The organism is Paenibacillus sp. JDR-2 (assembly GCF_000023585.1).
Taxonomy (GTDB): Bacteria; Bacillota; Bacilli; order Paenibacillales; family Paenibacillaceae; genus Pristimantibacillus.
The window spans coordinates 2,387,707-2,405,108 of the sequence record NC_012914.1 but is presented as its reverse complement, the minus strand read 5'-3'; the positions used below and the strand labels follow the sequence as shown (position 1 = coordinate 2,405,108).

Here is a 17,402-nt window from a genome sequence, read left to right as displayed (position 1 = left end):
CGTTAGACATGAGCGAAAACAAACCTTACCGTATCCTTTTGTACTATAAATATGTTCACATCGACAACCCTGCCGAGCTTACTGCGGAGCATCTTCAATTCTGCAAGGATCTTGGCGTAAAAGGCCGTATCCTGATCTCCGAACAAGGCATCAACGGCACTTGCTCCGGAACAATCGAACAGACGGACGCTTACATCGCGCATATGCGCCAGAATCCGCTGTTTGCCGATATGGTGTACAAAATTGATGAGTCCGAGGGTCATGTATTCAAGAAGATCTTCGTCCGTCACAAGAAAGAGCTTGTTACCCTTCGTTACGACAAAAAGCTGGATCCAAACGTCCTCACGGGCAAGCATCTGTCGCCGAAAGAGTTTCATGATCAGCTGCAGCTCGATGACGTTATTATTATCGACGGCCGCAACGATTATGAATATGATATCGGACACTTCCGCGGCGCCATCCGCCCAACGGTAGAATCATTCCGCGAATTCCCGGAATGGATCCGCAAAAATCTGCCTGAGGACGCGAAGAACAAAAAGATTCTTACGTATTGCACAGGCGGTATCCGCTGCGAGACGCTGACTGGCGTTCTTCTGGAAGAAGGCTTCTCGGATGTTAATCAGCTGGATGGCGGTATCGTCACTTACGGCAAAGACGAAGAGGTAAAGGGTCATCTGTGGGACGGCAAATGTTATGTATTTGATGAGCGTATTTCCGTGCCAATCAACCGGACGGACGAGGATATTATCGTCGGCAAGTGCTATCACTGCGGCAAGCCGGAAGACCGCTACATCAACTGTGCGGACGACCTCTGCCATCGCAAGCATATTTGCTGCCCAGAGTGTGAAGCGGAGCATGAGAGCTACTGCGCGCCGGAATGCAAAGTGAATGACGAAGCAAACAAATTGAAAGTTATTTCTGGTCGGTGATAAATAATGGGACTAGGGCTAGTTGTTGTTGAGGTATGTACCCGCAACGAAATGGCACTGCTGCCTCTTGAGGAGCTTGAGGAGAAATTTCCGGAAGCGGCAGTCATGCGCACGGATTGCCTTAATATGTGCAATTTATGCCGCGCAAGGCCTTATGCGATGGTGAATGAGAACCGGATTTACGCGGGCACCAAGGAAGAATGCCTCAAGCAGGTGGAAGAAGCCGTGCAAGAGGAAATCAAACAGTTTTTTGGAGAGTAAGCCAATGACCGAAAATAAACCTTACCGCATTCTGCTTTATTATAAATACGTGCATATCGAGAATCCCGAGCAGGTAACGGCCGAGCATCTTCGCTTCTGCAAAGAGCTTGGCGTCAAAGGCCGTATTCTCATCTCGGATCAAGGCATTAACGGCACTTGCTCCGGCACCGCCCGGCAGACCGATGCCTATATGGCGCATATGAACGAGCATCCTTTATTCAAGGATATCACTTATAAGATCGACGAGTCCGAAGGACATGCGTTCAAAAAGCTGTTCGTCCGCCATAAGAACGAGCTTGTCACCCTGCGCTACAAGAAAAAGATGGATCCGAATGTTCTGACGGGCAAACGGCTGTCTCCGAAGGAATTTTACGAGCAGCTTCAGCAGGATGATGTCATTATCATCGACGGACGGAACGATTACGAATACGATATCGGTCATTTCCGCGGCGCAATCCGCCCTACGGTAGAGTCGTTCCGCGAGTTCCCGGAATGGATTCGCAAGAACCTGCCTGAGGACGCGAAGAATAAGCCTATTCTTACGTACTGCACCGGCGGTATCCGCTGCGAGACGCTGACTGGCGTTCTTATGGAGGAAGGCTTTACGGACGTAGCCCAGCTGGAGGGCGGTATCGTTACCTACGGCAAGGATGAGGAAGTAAAAGGCCGGTTGTGGGACGGCAAATGTTACGTCTTTGATGATCGGATTTCCGTGCCCATCAACCGGACGGAGGAAGATGTCGTCATCGGCAAATGCCATCATTGCGGCAAACCGGAAGACCGCTACGTCAATTGCGCGAATATGACCTGCGACAAGCGTCATATCTGCTGCGAGGCATGCGAAGCAGAGCATAATCGCCACTGCACGGAAGAATGCAAACCGCATTAATAAACGAGCGCCACAGGATGATTCCCGCGGCGCTTTTTTTCGTCTACTGACTGATTAACTCCTCGCTGATCCCCCTCAATCTTTTCCCTGCCTCGGGATCAAACTTGCCTGCAATAGGCAAGTTCATGCCTTTATCGTTACGATGCATGACGGGGCTTGCATTGACCACGCTCAGAAGAGGTACAGCAAAGGAGTTATGCGGATCCCTCACTAATTAATGAGGTATTACGCGCTCAAACGTACTACATGCGGACATTCTAGCGCAACAGTGAGGTGAGGCTCACAGTTTATGAGGCACAACGTGCCCAGAAGGTAGTTATTCTCACTATTTTGCTTCTGTTGAAGCGTCTAGTGCATCGTTTAGGCAGAGAAGCTCACTAACAGTGAGCTTTTCTGCCGCATTTGAACGGAGGAGTACCCATCGCCAGCCTAAGGTGTCCATACGAAGCAGCGGTAGGTGCCCTATCGTCATGTTACGACCCATGGGACACCTCTTCCTTTTCCTCAGCAATGTTCGTTCACAGCTCTTTCACCAAATAGATCAGCAGCTCATCATCTACAAATACGTCCGTGCCGGGTTTAACCTCGACATTATTGTAGGTCAGCCCGTTGCCGTCCATAACGTATCCCCGTTTACCGTACATTCGTTGGGCATTACCGTAATCCTTATATAATCCGACGCCAAGCCCAATATATTTGAACGTTTCGGATGTTCTGTTCTCGAGCTCGTCCAGCAGTTCGCTGGCGATCCCCTTTCTTCTGTACTCTTGAAATACGCTTAAATCATTTACTTCCGGTATCTTCCGTTCGGCAAAATACGAATATTTGGATTCATAGATCAGATGACAACAACCCGCCAGCTCATCTCCGTAAAAGGCCATCAAGGTTATTCGTTTCCCTGCGCGGTTCTCTTCCAAGCATCTGATATAATAATCGCCTTGCCGATACCACGGAAAATGTGCGGCAAATTCCGTATTCAACATCTCAGCCTCGTCCAGGCTGGATAGCTGTCTTAGTGAAATGGTATTAGTCATTTGATACACCTCCATGTAAAAATAAGCTATATGGAGTATTTTACCATGTCAATCAAATGGCACAATAAATTCTTTTTTCATTCCGCTTGACTTAAACCAAGGTTTAAGTCGTATGATATTCCCGTCGACAACAAATTGGAGGACTCCAGATGAACTATTATTCCATTGGTGAAGCTGCTGCCAAATTAGATATACCTGAATCAACGATTCGTTATTACGAGAAAAAAGGGCTGCTCCCGCTAATTGAGCGTAATCATGCGGGCAGAAGATTATTTTCGGAGCATCAAATGGCATTACTGGGAACGGTTATGTGTTTAAAAAACACGAATATGCCCATCCATGATATTAAGCAATATATCGATTGGGTCATTGAAGGCGCAAGCACGGTTGGTCTTCGTCTTGATATGCTGAACAAGCATAAGCAGGCCGTGCTGGCTGAAATGGCTTTAATGACGGAATCCCTTGAAGGAATTGAAGTGAAGATACAACGTTATATCAAACAAACCCAGGAGGCGCTAATATGAAACTTACGGGAAATACGATACTTATTACAGGCGGAAGCACGGGGATTGGTTTAGCATTCGCGGAACGATTTATGAAAGCCGGAAATACGGTTATTGTAACCGGACGGCGCGAGCAAGTCCTTCAGGCTGCGCAAGAAAAGCTGCCCGGCCTTATTACCAAAGCCAGCGATTTGAGCAATGAAGCGCAGCGGATTGCCCTGTTTGATTGGGTGACTGCGAATTATCCGGAGACCAACGTTTTGGTGAACAATGCGGGGATTCAGCAGCGTTTCAGCGTTTTGAAGGCGGATGTAAAGAGTGACTGGCAGTACTTTAATAAAGAAATTGCAACAAACATTGAAGCGCCTTTCCATCTTGCGATGCTGTTTGCTCCGTTTTTTGCGGCAAAAGAGAACGCGGCTATTATCAATGTGACATCCGGTCTGGCCTTTACGCCATTCGCCATTGCACCGATCTATTCTGCTACGAAAGCTGCTCTCCATTCCTTTACGATCAGCTTGAGACATCAGCTCTCGGCAACTTCCGTAGAGGTCATCGAGGTTGCCCCTCCGGCCGTTAATACCGATCTAGGCGGCTCGGGTCTGCATGTCCACGGCGAACCTCTCGACGCCTTTGCCGACGGCATCTTCCAAGGACTCCAGGAAGGCAAATCCGAGATTGGCTACGGCACCTCCGTAGACCGTCTCCGTATGTCCCGCGACGATATCGATAAATACGCGGAAAGCATGTATCACGCCACCAAAAACATGCTCGACTAACCAACCAATCCTGCTATCCCACAAAAACTAACTAACAAAACAAAGGAGCTGGCGTAATGGCCAGCTCCTTCTTTTTTATTCTTTTTTCTATTGTGAGCGCATTTTTTAAGAAAGGTTAAACAAAAACGGAGAAGCTCAATTGATTCTGAAGAAGCGTAGCGTTCGCCTTTGCTCGGGGATTCCCACCTTATAACATTCCAATCAAGGAATCCCCGAGCAACAGCGATCGGAAGAACATTTGAGTTCGTAGTTTGCAGCATAACCTTACTTAATCCATGCGCATCACAATTTCCTGTACTGGTTAGGCGACTGCCCCTCAAACTTCTTAAACACCTTGCTGAAATATTTATCGTCGTCATAACCGACCATCTCGGCGATCTGGGCGATCTTCAGGTTCGGATTTTGCAGCAGCAGCTTCGCTTTCTCGACGCGGATACGGCCCAGATAATCAAAGACATTCTCCCCCATCTCCTGCTTGAAGCGGCGGGAAATATATTCTCTGCTCAGGTAAAATCTTTCGGATATATCCTGCAGCGTTACCTCGCGATTATAATTCTGCTCCATGTACCTTGCGATATCCCGCATAATGCTATGCTCTTTATTGCCGCCGGCCCCCGTCAATGCCGCAAACGCGGTAAGCCCGTTAAGCAGTTCACGCCTGCAGAGCTCCAGAGACAATCTGCCTTGCTCATCCAGCAATACGTATAAGGGCAGACCGGAAGACGGTTCCGCACCTGCCTGAATGCCCTGCTTGGCCGCAAGCTCCTGCCGCCAGCGGCTCAGCATGGATTCATATTCGAAGCGCCACAGCTCAATCTGCTCTTGGGTAATAACCGGCAGCAGCCTCGCATTCTCCAGGAAGCTGTCGACGGCCGTCTCGATATCCTTCTCCTTGCCGCTCCATACCGCAAGACGGAACCGCTCTTCGTAAGCGGCAATGCTCAAGGAGTGGATTCCCGTTTTAAAACCTTGCTCACTGCAATGAATGTAGCTGTTGTCCTTCAGCAGATTGCGCTGCTTCAGCGCGGCTCTGCCTTCCTGGTACGATAACGATAATCCCGTAGGAAAAGCCTGCTTGTGCCCTACTCCGTAATGGAACCGCCCGTGAATCGACTTGACGATTCCTTCCGTGATTTGCCCCAGCAAGTCTTCCCATTCCGCAAGTCGGTCCCACAACAAGATAATGATTTCATGCTCGCTGTTCCAATAGCGGAACGCAAAGCCGCTATTTTTCGGCTTAAGTATTTCGTTGCACACATTGATTAAGCAAAAAGTGAGCAAATCGCGGTTGCCGTCAAATTTACGGGAGATTTGAGGCTCCAGCATCCCCGTGCTAAGAATGATGACCTGGCACTCCGTGGCACGGTCAAGCCGAAATTCCTCCTTCAGCACGGCCGGAACCGTTACTTGTCCGCCAGCCCCGGCTTCACTGATCATCGTCGAGAACAGCTTATCCCGGTACACGGGCTTAATCTGGTTGATCTCGATGCTGCGCTGCTGATCAAGCCTGCGGGCCTGATCCTCCTGCTCCCAGCTTTGCTTAGCTTTCTGAAGCGCCTCCGTCAGCTGCTCCGGGTCAATCGGCTTCAGCAAATAATCCTGACCGCCGTATTTCATCGAGCTGCGCACCAGATGGAAATCATCGTATCCGCTAATGACAATCGTTTTGCTTTTCCGCCCCTGCTCTTTCATCCAGGCCAGCAGCTCTACCCCATCCCGGTTCGGCATTCGCATATCGGTAATGACAATTTCCGGCTGCATATTCCCGAGCATTTCAATGGCGGAATCGCCGTTATCGGCTTCATAAATTTCTTTGATTCCGAGCTGCTCCCAATCAATCAGCAGCTTAACCGCTTCGCGCACATGCTGTTCATCGTCTACAATGAGTATTTTCATGCTCGTTCCTCCAGCTCTTGCACAGGTATTCGCAAGGTTACGGTAAATCCGCCCGAAGGCGAAGAGTCAATGCTCATTTCCGCTTCCTCGTTGTAATAAAGCTTCAGCCTCATCCACACGTTGCTGATGCCGATGCTCTTCTGCTCCTCAAGCAGCGCTCCGGTAGAACGGAATAACAGCTGTCTCAGCTCCCGCAGCTTATCCGGATCCATCCCGCTTCCGTTATCCTCAATCCGGATCGTCAGCCAGCTTCCGTCGTCGGTTACTTCCGAGAATAACCGGAGAACGCCGCTGCGCCCCGAGGTTTCATAGCCATGCTTGAAGTAGTTCTCGACAAGCGGCTGCAGCAGCATTTTGGGCACCTGTACAGAGAGAGAAGCCGGATCGATATCGTAATGCACGGTAAGCTGTTCGTTGAACCTTTGCTGTTGCAGCTCAAGGTAAGCCTTCGCATGATTCAGCTCCATCGAGAAAGGCACAATGGACTCGCTGGTGTTCATGTTGTACCTCATCATTTTCGCAATAGAGGTGATAAGCGTATATACCTTGGGCGCCCCGGCATGAAGGGCCAGCGTCCCGATCGACTGCAGGGCATTGTACAGAAAATGCGGATTGATCTGCGCTTGCATCGCCCTCAGCTGATTCGTCTTATTGGCAATTTCGAGCCGGTATTCGCTATTAATCAAGTCCCGGATCGTCTGAATCATCGTGTTGAAACGCCTTGCCAATATGCCGATTTCGTCCTTCCGGTCAACCGGCACCACAACGTTGAAATTCCCGGACTGTACCTGATTGATATGCCCGATTAGCCGCTTGATCGGCTTCGTGAACTGGTAGCTGACGAGGAAGCTAGCGATAACCGCAAGTACCATAAAGATTGCGATAACCGACGTATTAATCGTCCGGATCGCCGTTGCGCTCTCGTACAAATACGAGTACGGAAGCTGCTTCACCACGACCCAGTCCATGTAATTGGTACTGAGTGTATCATAAATGACAATGCCGGAAAAAGACTGGTCTTGCCATTTGATCACGCCATTTTCCTGCTTGGAGGCAAGAACCTGGTCGGTCCATTTCAGCCGGTCCTGGTCTTCCTGCCCGTTCACCGAGCACACGAAATTGCGGCTCCGGTCGATAATATACAGCTGCTCTTCGGACGACATCGTCAACTGCCGGCAGATTTGATTCAGCTCATCCGACTTGACGTCCATCGACAAATAACCGATCACTTCGTCGCTTGGCGTCCGTATAATCGGCCGGCGCAAAGTGAAAACGCTTTCCTCTTTGACGGCATGACTCCAATCCAAATTGTAATGCGCGCTCGTATGCGTAGCCTCTACAAACGGCTTCGGGCTCGAGCCATGTTCCGTGGGCCATTCCAGCGGCTGATTGATCCCTCTGCGGAAAAACCCGCGTGCCATCAGATACGTCAGCTTGCCATCCCCGATCTGCAGCTGAATTTGATGGATCCCGTTTGTAGACTGATAAATGTTCAGCATATGGGCGTATATCTGCAAATTATTTTTCTCGTCGAACATCGGTACGTTTACGTTTGGCGACTGGCCCCTCTCGATCAAGGCATACAAGGAATTAGACTTGTTGATGTTCAGGTAGACGTCAAGCGAGTTCTCGTTGATCTTGTCCATATAGCCCAAAATATTGTTTTTGCCAAGCGCCAGCAGGTTCTGATTCTCATGAATCGACTGCTGCGTCACCTTATCCTTGATGTAATAATTCGAGATAATCATCGACACCGTAATCGGAATAATCGTAACGGCAAGCAAGAGCGCCATCAGTTTCCGGTTAATACTTGTTGCGAACGCAAACATGACGTCCTACCCCCAAGGTCAATATATTACACCTAACCCATCATATCTATCGGTGGTTCAAATTTCAATAACTGTTTATAGTCTAGCTATACACCGATGCTTAAAGCCGCATTACGAAGGGGGACTCCAATTGAACTTACGAAAAAGATCAAACGAATGGATACAGCAGCTTGTATTTGTCGGACCCGGCATGATCGTTTTCACGATTATCGTGCTTATTCCGTTCCTGCTTGGCTTCTACTTTTCCTTCACGGAGTGGAATGGCCTAGATCTCGACAAAGCCAAATGGATCGGCATGGATAATATCCACCGCATCTTTACGAACGATGATAAGTTTTGGGCATCCTTTAAATTTACGCTGAAGTTTACCGTCGTGACCGTGGTCGTGACCAATGTTCTTGCTCTTATCTTGGGGCTCCTGCTGACCCGCCCGATGCGGGGACGCAATACGCTCCGTACGATTTTCTTCCTGCCTAACATGATTGGCGGTATCCTGCTTGGTTACATCTGGCAGTTTATTTTTACCAAGGGCTTCAAGACCATCGGCGAAATGACGGGCTGGCACTTCTTCGAGCTTCCATGGCTCGGCACGCCGGAGACCGGCTTCTGGGGACTGGTCATTGTCTTCGTCTGGCAGACGACCGGCTACATGATGGTTATCTACATCGCGGCAATCGTTGGCGTGCCGAAGGATTTGATGGAAGCCGCAACGATTGACGGAGCGACGTATTTCCAAACCGTCCGCAAAGTGATCATGCCGCTTGTTATGCCGGCCATTACGGTCTGCTTGTTCCTGACGACGTCCGGCGCGTTCAAAATGTTCGACCTGAACCTTTCGCTTACCAAAGGCGGTCCGGGTACTTCCACCCAATCGCTAGCTTATAACATTTATGCCGAGGCGCTGGTCAACAACCGTTACGGTCTAGGCACCGCCAAAGCGATGCTGTTCTTCTTCGCCGTCTCCATCATTGCCGTCACGCAAGTGTGGCTGACCAAACGGAAGGAGGTCGAAGCGTAAATGACAGCTTCCCGTTCCCGGCTTTGGGCCGTAGCAGCTGCAGCTATCTTGCTCGCTCTGCTCTTCATAGCTCCTTTTTACTTCGTCCTTGTCAATTCGGTAAAAGGACTTGGCGAGATTATGGTGGACGCCGCCTCTCTCCCGGACAAGTACCTGTTCACGAACTATTCGAAGGTATGGGATATTATTAAATTCCCGAAAGCCTTGCTGAACTCGGTTCTGATTACCGGCATCAGCGTTGCGGGTATTGTTATTATCAGCGCGATGACGGGCTACCGGCTTGTCCGCAAGCCAACCTTATTCAACAAAATCCTGTTCACGGCGTTTATCTCGGCCATGATCATTCCGTTCCAATCGGTCATGCTGCAGCTGGTACGCGTAACAAGCTTCCTGGAGCTTAGGGCTAATATGTTCGGCATTGTCGTCTGTTATCTCGGTTTTGGTCTATCGCTTTCGGTCTTCTTGTTCCACGGCTTTATCAAAAGCGTACCGCTTGAGATTGAAGAAGCGGCGGTAGTGGACGGCTGCTCGCCGTATGGCGTATTCTGGCGCATCGTATTCCCGCTGCTTCGTCCGATTATCGTAACGGTTATTATCCTTAACGGCTTGTGGATCTGGAACGACTACCTGCTGCCGGTGCTGATCATCGGTTCGAACAAGGATTTGACAACCATTCCGCTTGCGATCACCCGCTTCTTCGGGCAATATACGAAGCAATGGGATCTGGCCCTGGCCGGTCTGACAATGGGGATTATGCCGATCATCGTCATGTTCCTGATGCTGCAAAAGCATATTATCGAGGGAATCTCTTCGGGATCGCTTAAAGGGTAAAATCAATATTTTGCACTTTTCACGACAAAAACGTCTGTGTTTCTTGGCTTTAAGCTTCCATATAATCAAACTTGTAAAGAGAACAACCTTTTGACAAAAATGGGGAGGTTAACAAAATGAAAAAGTTTTCTATTCTTCTCGCTGCAGCGATCCTGACTTTAACGGCAGCCGGCTGCGGCAATAACAGCAACAACGGTAATAACTCAGGCTCCGAAGCAAGCAACAAACCTTCTGAATCCGCCAACGCAACATCGGAAGCTTCCACGGCTCCGAAAAAAGACGTAAAAATCAAAGTATTCCAATTCAAAGTGGAAATTGCCGATGCGCTTAACCGTATGGCTGAAGAATATGAGAAAGAAACCGGCGTAAAAGTCGAAGTCGAAACGCATGGCGGCGGCGAAGACTACAATGCCCTGCTGAAGGCTGAAATCGCTTCCGGCTCCGAACCTGAGATCTTTAACTCAGAAGGTTATGCAGCGCTTGAAGCTTACTATGACCGTGCGACAGACTTGTCCGGCGAGCCTTGGGCGAAAGACGTCATCCCTGCTGCTGCAGGACCTGCTCAAGTAGACGGCAAGCTGCTCGGCATGCCGATGAACATCGAGGGCTACGGCATTTTCTATAACAAAGACTTGTTTGAAAAAGCCGGCATCACTACCCTTCCTAAAACATTGACTGAGCTTGAGGACGCAGCGAAAAAACTGCAAGCAGCAGGCATTACGCCGTTCTCGACAACAAACGAATGGTGGTCGATCGGTCATCATACAATCAACGTTGGTCTTGCCGAGCAGCCGGATCCAATTGCCTTCATTAACGGAACAAAAGACGGAAGCGCAAACTTCAAGGACAATGATGTATTCAAGAAATGGATTAACTACGTTGACGTTGTCTTCAAATACAGCCAAAAAGACAAGCTGACTACCGACTATGCGACGCAGGTTGCGAACTTTGCATCCGGCAAAGCAGCGATGATTCAACAAGGTAACTGGATCCAAGGCGACGTGGACAAAGTAGCGAAGCTGAACGTTGGCCTGCTCCCTATTCCGATTGACGACAGCGGCAATGCTCATATCTACACGGGTCCTGCAAACTTCTGGATCGTAAACAGCAAATCCAAAAACGCTGAAGAAGCGAAAAAGTTCCTGGACTGGATGGTTACTTCGGACACGGGCAAATCGTACCTGACAAAAGAATTCAAATTTATCCCTGCATTGACTTCCATTAAACCTACAGCGGATGAAATCGGTCAAATGGGCGTAGCCGTATCCGAGCAAGCGGCAACTGCCGGCGGCTGGCATTGGGGTCGTTACCCAGACGGCGTACCGCAAGGCTGGGGCGCTGCAATGCAAGAGTACCAAGGCGGATCGATTGATAAAGACCAGCTCTTCGACAAGCTGGAAAAAGCAATCCAGGATATCGTAGCGAAATAAGCGTAAACAGGTGGTCTTGAGAGGTCCAGAGCGGACTTTTCAAGACCGCTTTTCTTTTTTGGGCCTACCGGAATTTTGAATTTGCTTGGGGAAAGGCTATAATGGGACTATCTGTATAATGAACGTAAGGAGACAAAGCGGATGCAAAATGTAAAAATTTTTTCCGGCTCCTCTAACCGCCCGCTCGCGGAAGAGCTATGCCGAAAACTTAACGTTCCTCTTGGAGACATTGAAATCTCCAGGCAGGCAAGCGGAGAAATCAGCCTACGATACATAGAGTCGATTCGCTCGGCCCATGTTTATATCATTCAGTCACTGTCTCATCCGGTGAATGAGCATCTTGTTGAACTTATGATTATGATTGATGCTGCCAAACGGGCTTCTGCAAAAACAATCAATATCATTATGCCTTATTACGGTTATGCCCGTCAGGAACGGAAATCCGCTCCACGCGAGCCGATTTCCGCCAAGCTCGTTGCCGATGTCTTGACGACGGTTGGCGCTGACCGCCTCATTACGGTTGACCTGCATGCCGATCCGATTCAGGGCTTTTTCGAAATTCCGGTCGATCATATTACCGCCCTTGATCTGATCACGGATTATTTGAAGAGCAAAAACATTAAAAACCCTGTTGTTGTCTCGCCGGATGCCGGACGCGCAACTACAGCGGAGAAGCTAGCTAACTACATGGACTGTCCGTTCGCGATTATGATCAAGAACCGTCCTGCCCACAATACATCGAAAATCACGCATATTATCGGTGAAGTCGAAGGCATGACGCCGATTATTATCGAGGATTTGATCGATACGGGCGGCACCATTATCAAGGTTGTGGAAGCTTTGAATAAGCGCGGCGCCAATGATGCCTTTATCTGCGCCACGCACGGCCTTTTCTCGGAAAACGCACTCGAGAAGCTGACGCATCCTTTCATTAAAGAGGTCGTAATTACGGATACAATCGCAATTGACCCGAACCATTCGGACAAGTTTGTTGTTCTGCCAATGGCGGATCTGCTGGCGAATGCTTTGCGTATCATTAATAATGGCGGATCGATAAACCGGTTGTTTAAGACGAAGCAGATGTGATGATAAAAGGCATGCTTCAGAAAAGTATCTTCTTCCGGTTGCTGTTGGTCTCGTGGGATTCCGATTGAATTGGATTAGATGTATTCCCACGAGAACAAAGGCAAGCGCTACGCTCCTCCAGAAGATACTTTCCTTACGCACTTTTTAACATCACAAACGCTTCGTCCCACACCTGTTTATCGGGTGTGGGAGTGGGAACAAACAAAGAGCCCCGGATTATTCCGGGGCTCTTTGTAATTTTGATACTTCACATTTCAGACAACAATGACTGCTCGGCGGAGAACTTCACTATTAGTGAGGTATTCTCACCGATTTTCCTTATTTATTAGAATCCTTTGGCACGAAAAGTGAGGTTATACGCCTTATTCGCACGTTCCCCTGCCCCGAGTTTCAGCGCGGTTTGGCTCACTATTTTATGAGCTCGCCTCACTACGTTGAGCAATACTCCCGCTTCGAACAAAAAATGGCCTTCCAGAGTCAATACCGTTAAATCAGCGAAAATGTCCGGTTAGCTCACGGTTACTTAGCCCGATAGAGGCCGTACTTCTTAAGGCTGTCGCGGATTGGTTTGGTGTCCTCGGCCAAGCCGCCATCGCCGCCGTTCAGAGCGACATCGACCTGCCACGCGGTCAAATCGGCGACGTTCATCGATTCCATTTCTTCTATGCTGAAGAAGCCTGCTCCGTCTACTTCTACGCCGTCCGGACAAGGCTCGCCGTCTATGTATTCCATTTCGAAGGTAATGTAGACGTCGTGTACCGAATGTGGCCGGTCGCGTATGCCGATAATTTTGGACACGATCGCGCGTATGCCTGTTTCCTCCAATACCTCGCGGGCTACCGAGCCTCTAATCTGCTCGAACTGTTCAATGTAACCGCCCGGTGTTGTCCAATACCCTTTACCCGGTTCGTGGGCACGGCGTACAAGCAATATTTTGTTATCTCTAACCACGCAAGCACCTACTCCGACGCTGTAGTTGCCCCAATGAACAAAGCTGCAGCTTGGACAAGCTTTGCGGTTCTCCCCGCCAATCTCTCTTACTTCCAGCTTATCTCCGCAAGCCATGCAAAAATTAATATTTTCCATGTGAATTTTCCCCCTCCGGCAATATGGCGAACAATATAGAGATCATTATACCTTAGCTTCATGGACAATAGCCCTTATTTTTTTATGTGAAACTAATGTACTTTTCAGCTTTGTTTAATCTTGGGAGAACATAATTAACCATACTCCCTATTTGATATAGCTTGTCTCTTGGGCCCGTACCCCGAATACGGGCCACTTTTTTATTCTAAGACAAAAAGGACCGGTACAGAACCGGTCCTTTTCTTTATCTATTATTCAAATGGATAACGCAGTCCCCATTGCCCGCGGATTTCGTCCATCGTCCGCATCAGCTGTAGGGTTTCGTCCAGCGAAATAACCTCGCTCTCTAGCTTGCCTTCACGGAGATATTGTCCTGCCGCTTCGGCCTCATACACGTAACCAAGTGTCGTGCGGTCATCCGAGAAGGTTTCTTCCGTACCGTCCGCTGCGATTAGCGTTGCGGATTTGGCATTAAAGAAGGAAGGAATCTTAATGGAGCCTTCCGTCCCCATTATGTAAGCATCGCTGCCCGAGTTCAGACGGATTGCCGAACTCAGCAGGGCGGTCTGACCGCCTTCGTAAGATAGCAGGATGCTGTTCTCCTCGTCTACGCCAGTCTCGCCAAGATGAGCAGTGCTAAGAATCTGCTTCGGTTTTGCGCCAAATAACATGGATGCGAAGGAGAGCGGATAAATGCCGACATCCAGCAGCGCGCCGCCAGCCAAAGCCGGTTTAAATAAACGTCCTTCCGGATTAACTCCGGTACGGAATCCAAAGTCTGCCTTCAGCAGCCGGACTTCGCCGATACGGCCTTCTGCAATCCATTCACGGACCTTGCGGATGACCGGCAGGAACCGCGTCCACATCGCTTCCATCAAGAAAACGCGGTTATCTCTTGCGTATTGCACGACTTCCTCTGCTTCTTTTACATTGACCGTAAACGGCTTCTCGCATAATACCGCTTTGCCTGCGCGAAGACATTGCAGAACGTGTTCCTTATGGGACGGGTGAGGAGTCGCGACATAAATAATGTCGATCTCGGCATCGTTCACCAGCTCCTCATAGCTTCCATACGCGCGTTTACCGCCGAATTTGCCGGCGAACTCTGCCGCCTTCTCAAGCGAGCGGGAGCCTACCGCGCTTAGCTCGGCATCCTGGGCAAAAGCCAAATCGCGGGCGAATTGGGATGCAATCCAGCCTGCGCCGAGAATGCCCCATTTAATCGTTCTATTCTCCATTATTTCCTACACCTCCAACCGCAGTATATCAGCAATTGACCCGATATGAAAGCGGTTAAAAGCGATATGTCCTCGCTTAATTCTGCTGCCTGGAAATGAAAAACAACGTAAACCATATAAACACAAAGCCTGCAATCTGCGCGCTAGTAATCACTTGGCCGAATACCGTCCAGTTCAGGAGAACGCCAACCATCGGGAAGCTTAGCTCGGCGATTGTCGCATAAGAGGCCTTGATCTTGCTTAGGCCTTTATAGTAGACAAGAAGGCTGACGAGCCCAGGAAGCAAAGCCTGAAGCAGCAGATTGACGATAACAGCTACCGGATCCGTCCCTTCCGCCAGCTTCCATGCCGCTCCTTCCGACCAGGTAATGACGAGCAACAATGGCAAGGCCATCATAAATCGCAGAGAGGTAACCGTCTCGTATTTCATGCTGCCAAGCAGATAACGCCCCATAACCGTCGAGCCGCCCCATAACGCCGCAGCGCCTAAGGACAACAGGCTGCCGACCTGAACAAATTCATTGACATGCCCAAAAGGAAGCGTAAATCCAAACGTCAGCAAATAAGTTCCGACAATGGCGAGAACGAGCAACGGACCGATTTTTTTAGGCAGAAGCTCCTTCAATAACATCCTTGCCATCACAATAGCGAAGAGCGGCTGAAGCTTCTGCAGCAGCAGGACCGCGTTGGGATTGCCATGAACGAGACCCTGCGTGAACAGAATCGTTGCCAGAGCCGAGCCGCCCCACGAGACAAACAGCAATGCGCCAAGCTGGCGGAGACGAACATCGCGGAGATCCGCGCGGAACTTCCATAACACTGGGGCTGCGGCGATAAACAAAATGATATGCTCAAGCAGTACAATCTGGGTAGAAGTTAATGTTTTCAGCAAAATAATGCGGAATACCGGATCCACGCCCCACAGCGCGGCTCCAAGGACAACCAGCCAAAACTCCGGCCGAACGGGAGATTTGGTACGAAGAAGTGGTGATGCGGTAATATTGCTCATAATGAGTACCCTTTCTGAATACAGGACGGAGCAAGCGTTACCGTTTGCTCCTTCGGCTAGAAGAGCAGCAGACGGTTTCGCTATGCAATAAAAAGCCCCGATCCGCTTGGTTGTTCGCGAATCGGGGCCAACTCAAATAAACATGCATATTGGCGGTTTCCCGCCTTCTGCAGGCTTACTTAAGCGATCTTCTATCATCCGGACTATACCGTCGGCCTTGGAGTTGCACCAAGTCAGTCCCCTTGCTGTTAGTCAGCTCAGGGAGTCGCGGGCTTTGCTATCCTCTGCCAAGCAGAATTAACGTTTACCGCCGGTCAGGAATTTCACCCTGCCCCGAAGATCCTTATTCCATTAAATTTTTTAAATGATTGGATTGAGTATAACGCTGTTTTTCCGAGTTGTCTAGTATGAATAGTGAGTTTTAGCAATCGTTTAACTACACTTTTATTTGCAGGGCTTCCCGGACAAGCGGCGCAACTTCCTTCGCCAGCAATCGGATCGAAGACTCCACCTGCGCGGCAGGCATGCCGCCAATGTCCATCTGAGCCATAAAGCGGGAATGGCCAAACAGCTTATGCTGAGCAATAATCTTCTCCGCAATCAGCTCCGGACTGCCGATCGCAAGCGAATCCGCCAGCTTCTCAAAGTCCTCCCGCGAGAGTGGAGTTCCGTTCTCCTTGCCGCCCATGAACTGGGAATAGTACACCGAATAGCCGGCATAAAATTCATCCAGCGCCTGCCCGGTTGTCTTCGCAACATAACAGTGACCGGTAATCGCTACCCTCAGCTCTTCTTTCCGGTAGCCCGCTGCGACCCCTGCTTCCTTATAGCAGTCTACAAGATGCTTGTATTTCGACGGTTCTCCGCCAAGCAGCGCCAGTGCCATGCCTGCCCCATGCCGACCGGCCAGAGCCGCGCTTTCCGCCGTGCTGCCTACGCCGACCCAGATCGGGATCGCCGCCTGCTTCGGACGCGGAGCAATTTCCGCATCCTCCAAAGGACTGCGGAGTCGGCCGTTCCATGTAATCCGTTCCGACAAATTAAGCTGTCTCATTAATTCAAGCTTCTCAGCGAACAATTCTTTATAGTCATCCAGCTCAAAGCCAAAGAGCGGAAACGATTCGATATAAGCGCCGCGGCCCGCGATAATCTCAGCACGCCCGTCAGAGATGAGATCCAGCGTCGCAAAATCCTCGAATACCCTTACCGGGTCCGCCGTCCCTAGTACCGTAGTTGCACTTGTAAGACGAATGCGGGAGGTCGCTTGCGCTATTGCGGCAAGAATAACCGGCGGCGAGGATAAAGCAAAGTCCAGGCGGTGATGCTCGCCTACTCCAAATACGTTAATGCCCGCTTCATCCGCAACTTTGGCTGCCCGGATAATCTCCTTCATTCGTTCTCCCGCGTTCTTGAGCCCGCCCGTACGGGAATCAACCGCAAGATCGCCTAAAGTGTAAATGCCAAACTCAAAATTTCCGTCATTCCCTGATGAAACCATCCATATGTCCTCCTCAGCAATGCCACCGTGATCTAATAGTCTAATGATTGACATTGCTTCCATTCCTATTCATGTACGTAAAGTAA

General features: G+C 49.7%; 16 protein-coding genes and 1 riboswitch. Of the genes, 9 read left to right on the top strand and 7 right to left on the bottom strand.

The features are described 5' to 3' along the window. Window positions 1-8: 8 nt before the first annotated feature. From PJDR2_RS10375 to PJDR2_RS10365, 3 genes are read left to right on the top strand one after another with little or no spacing between them, the layout of a single operon-like run. Window positions 9-929: a rhodanese-related sulfurtransferase gene (locus tag PJDR2_RS10375; protein WP_015843631.1), complete on the top strand. Its 921-nt coding sequence runs from the start codon at window positions 9-11 to the stop codon at window positions 927-929. Between the two features lie 6 nt (window positions 930-935). After that, on the top strand, window positions 936-1,190 hold the full coding sequence (locus PJDR2_RS10370; protein ID WP_015843630.1) for a DUF1450 domain-containing protein: 255 nt from the start codon (window positions 936-938) through the stop codon (window positions 1,188-1,190). 4 nt (window positions 1,191-1,194) lie between these two features. Continuing rightward, entirely contained in the window at window positions 1,195-2,079 is an 885-nt protein-coding gene (locus PJDR2_RS10365; protein WP_015843629.1) for a rhodanese-related sulfurtransferase, read from the top strand. Window positions 2,080-2,597: 518 nt separating this feature from the next. Here PJDR2_RS10365 and PJDR2_RS10360 read toward each other — a convergent pair. Then, window positions 2,598-3,113 carry a GNAT family N-acetyltransferase gene (locus tag PJDR2_RS10360; RefSeq protein WP_015843628.1) on the bottom strand — a complete coding sequence of 172 codons (516 nt, stop codon included), beginning with the start codon at window positions 3,111-3,113 and terminating at the stop codon, window positions 2,598-2,600. Window positions 3,114-3,262: 149 nt separating this feature from the next. Here PJDR2_RS10360 and PJDR2_RS10355 point away from each other — a divergent pair, with 149 nt between their 5' ends. After that, window positions 3,263-3,637, top strand: a complete 375-nt coding sequence (locus PJDR2_RS10355; RefSeq protein WP_015843627.1) for a MerR family transcriptional regulator — start codon at window positions 3,263-3,265, stop codon at window positions 3,635-3,637. Then, the gene (locus PJDR2_RS10350) at window positions 3,634-4,395 is read left to right on the top strand and encodes an SDR family oxidoreductase (RefSeq protein ID WP_015843626.1); all 762 of its coding nucleotides are present in this window, start codon (window positions 3,634-3,636) and stop codon (window positions 4,393-4,395) included. The genes PJDR2_RS10355 and PJDR2_RS10350 overlap by 4 nt, the downstream gene beginning before the upstream one ends. A gap of 282 nt (window positions 4,396-4,677) precedes the next feature. On the opposite strand, the gene PJDR2_RS10345 is transcribed toward PJDR2_RS10350, so the two are convergent. Further along, a complete protein-coding gene (locus PJDR2_RS10345) occupies window positions 4,678-6,291 on the bottom strand; it encodes a response regulator transcription factor (protein WP_015843625.1) in 1,614 nt (537 codons plus the stop codon). Continuing rightward, window positions 6,288-8,120: a cache domain-containing sensor histidine kinase gene (locus PJDR2_RS10340; RefSeq protein ID WP_015843624.1), complete on the bottom strand. Its 1,833-nt coding sequence runs from the start codon at window positions 8,118-8,120 to the stop codon at window positions 6,288-6,290. The genes PJDR2_RS10345 and PJDR2_RS10340 overlap by 4 nt, the downstream gene beginning before the upstream one ends. 190 nt (window positions 8,121-8,310) lie before the next feature. On the opposite strand from PJDR2_RS10340, the gene PJDR2_RS10335 reads away from it, so the two are divergent. The 4 genes from PJDR2_RS10335 to PJDR2_RS10320 all read left to right on the top strand — a co-directional run bounded on the left by PJDR2_RS10335 (window position 8,311) and on the right by PJDR2_RS10320 (window position 12,485). Beyond that, the gene (locus PJDR2_RS10335) at window positions 8,311-9,138 is read left to right on the top strand and encodes a carbohydrate ABC transporter permease (RefSeq protein ID WP_049790134.1); all 828 of its coding nucleotides are present in this window, start codon (window positions 8,311-8,313) and stop codon (window positions 9,136-9,138) included. Then, window positions 9,139-9,969, top strand: a complete 831-nt coding sequence (locus tag PJDR2_RS10330; protein ID WP_015843622.1) for a carbohydrate ABC transporter permease — start codon at window positions 9,139-9,141, stop codon at window positions 9,967-9,969. It abuts the gene before it with no gap. A gap of 116 nt (window positions 9,970-10,085) precedes the next feature. Then, the gene (locus tag PJDR2_RS10325) at window positions 10,086-11,399 is read left to right on the top strand and encodes an ABC transporter substrate-binding protein (RefSeq protein ID WP_015843621.1); all 1,314 of its coding nucleotides are present in this window, start codon (window positions 10,086-10,088) and stop codon (window positions 11,397-11,399) included. Window positions 11,400-11,540: 141 nt separating this feature from the next. Next, window positions 11,541-12,485, top strand: coding sequence for a ribose-phosphate diphosphokinase (locus tag PJDR2_RS10320; RefSeq protein ID WP_015843620.1), 945 nt, complete (start codon window positions 11,541-11,543; stop codon window positions 12,483-12,485). Window positions 12,486-13,004: 519 nt separating this feature from the next. Here PJDR2_RS10320 and PJDR2_RS10315 read toward each other — a convergent pair. From PJDR2_RS10315 to PJDR2_RS10300, 4 genes are all read right to left on the bottom strand, one after another. Next, window positions 13,005-13,571 (bottom strand): NUDIX hydrolase, encoded by a 567-nt coding sequence (locus PJDR2_RS10315; RefSeq protein ID WP_015843619.1) that lies wholly within the window; start codon window positions 13,569-13,571, stop codon window positions 13,005-13,007. A gap of 251 nt (window positions 13,572-13,822) precedes the next feature. Further along, the gene (locus PJDR2_RS10310) at window positions 13,823-14,809 is read right to left on the bottom strand and encodes a Gfo/Idh/MocA family protein (RefSeq protein WP_015843618.1); all 987 of its coding nucleotides are present in this window, start codon (window positions 14,807-14,809) and stop codon (window positions 13,823-13,825) included. A gap of 76 nt (window positions 14,810-14,885) precedes the next feature. Beyond that, entirely contained in the window at window positions 14,886-15,818 is a 933-nt protein-coding gene (locus tag PJDR2_RS10305; RefSeq protein WP_015843617.1) for a DMT family transporter, read from the bottom strand. A gap of 182 nt (window positions 15,819-16,000) precedes the next feature. Beyond that, a riboswitch (FMN riboswitch) is annotated at window positions 16,001-16,163 on the bottom strand. A gap of 91 nt (window positions 16,164-16,254) precedes the next feature. After that, complete coding sequence (locus PJDR2_RS10300; RefSeq protein WP_015843616.1) at window positions 16,255-17,316, bottom strand: LLM class flavin-dependent oxidoreductase; 1,062 nt, start codon at window positions 17,314-17,316, stop codon at window positions 16,255-16,257. Window positions 17,317-17,402 lie beyond the last annotated feature (86 nt).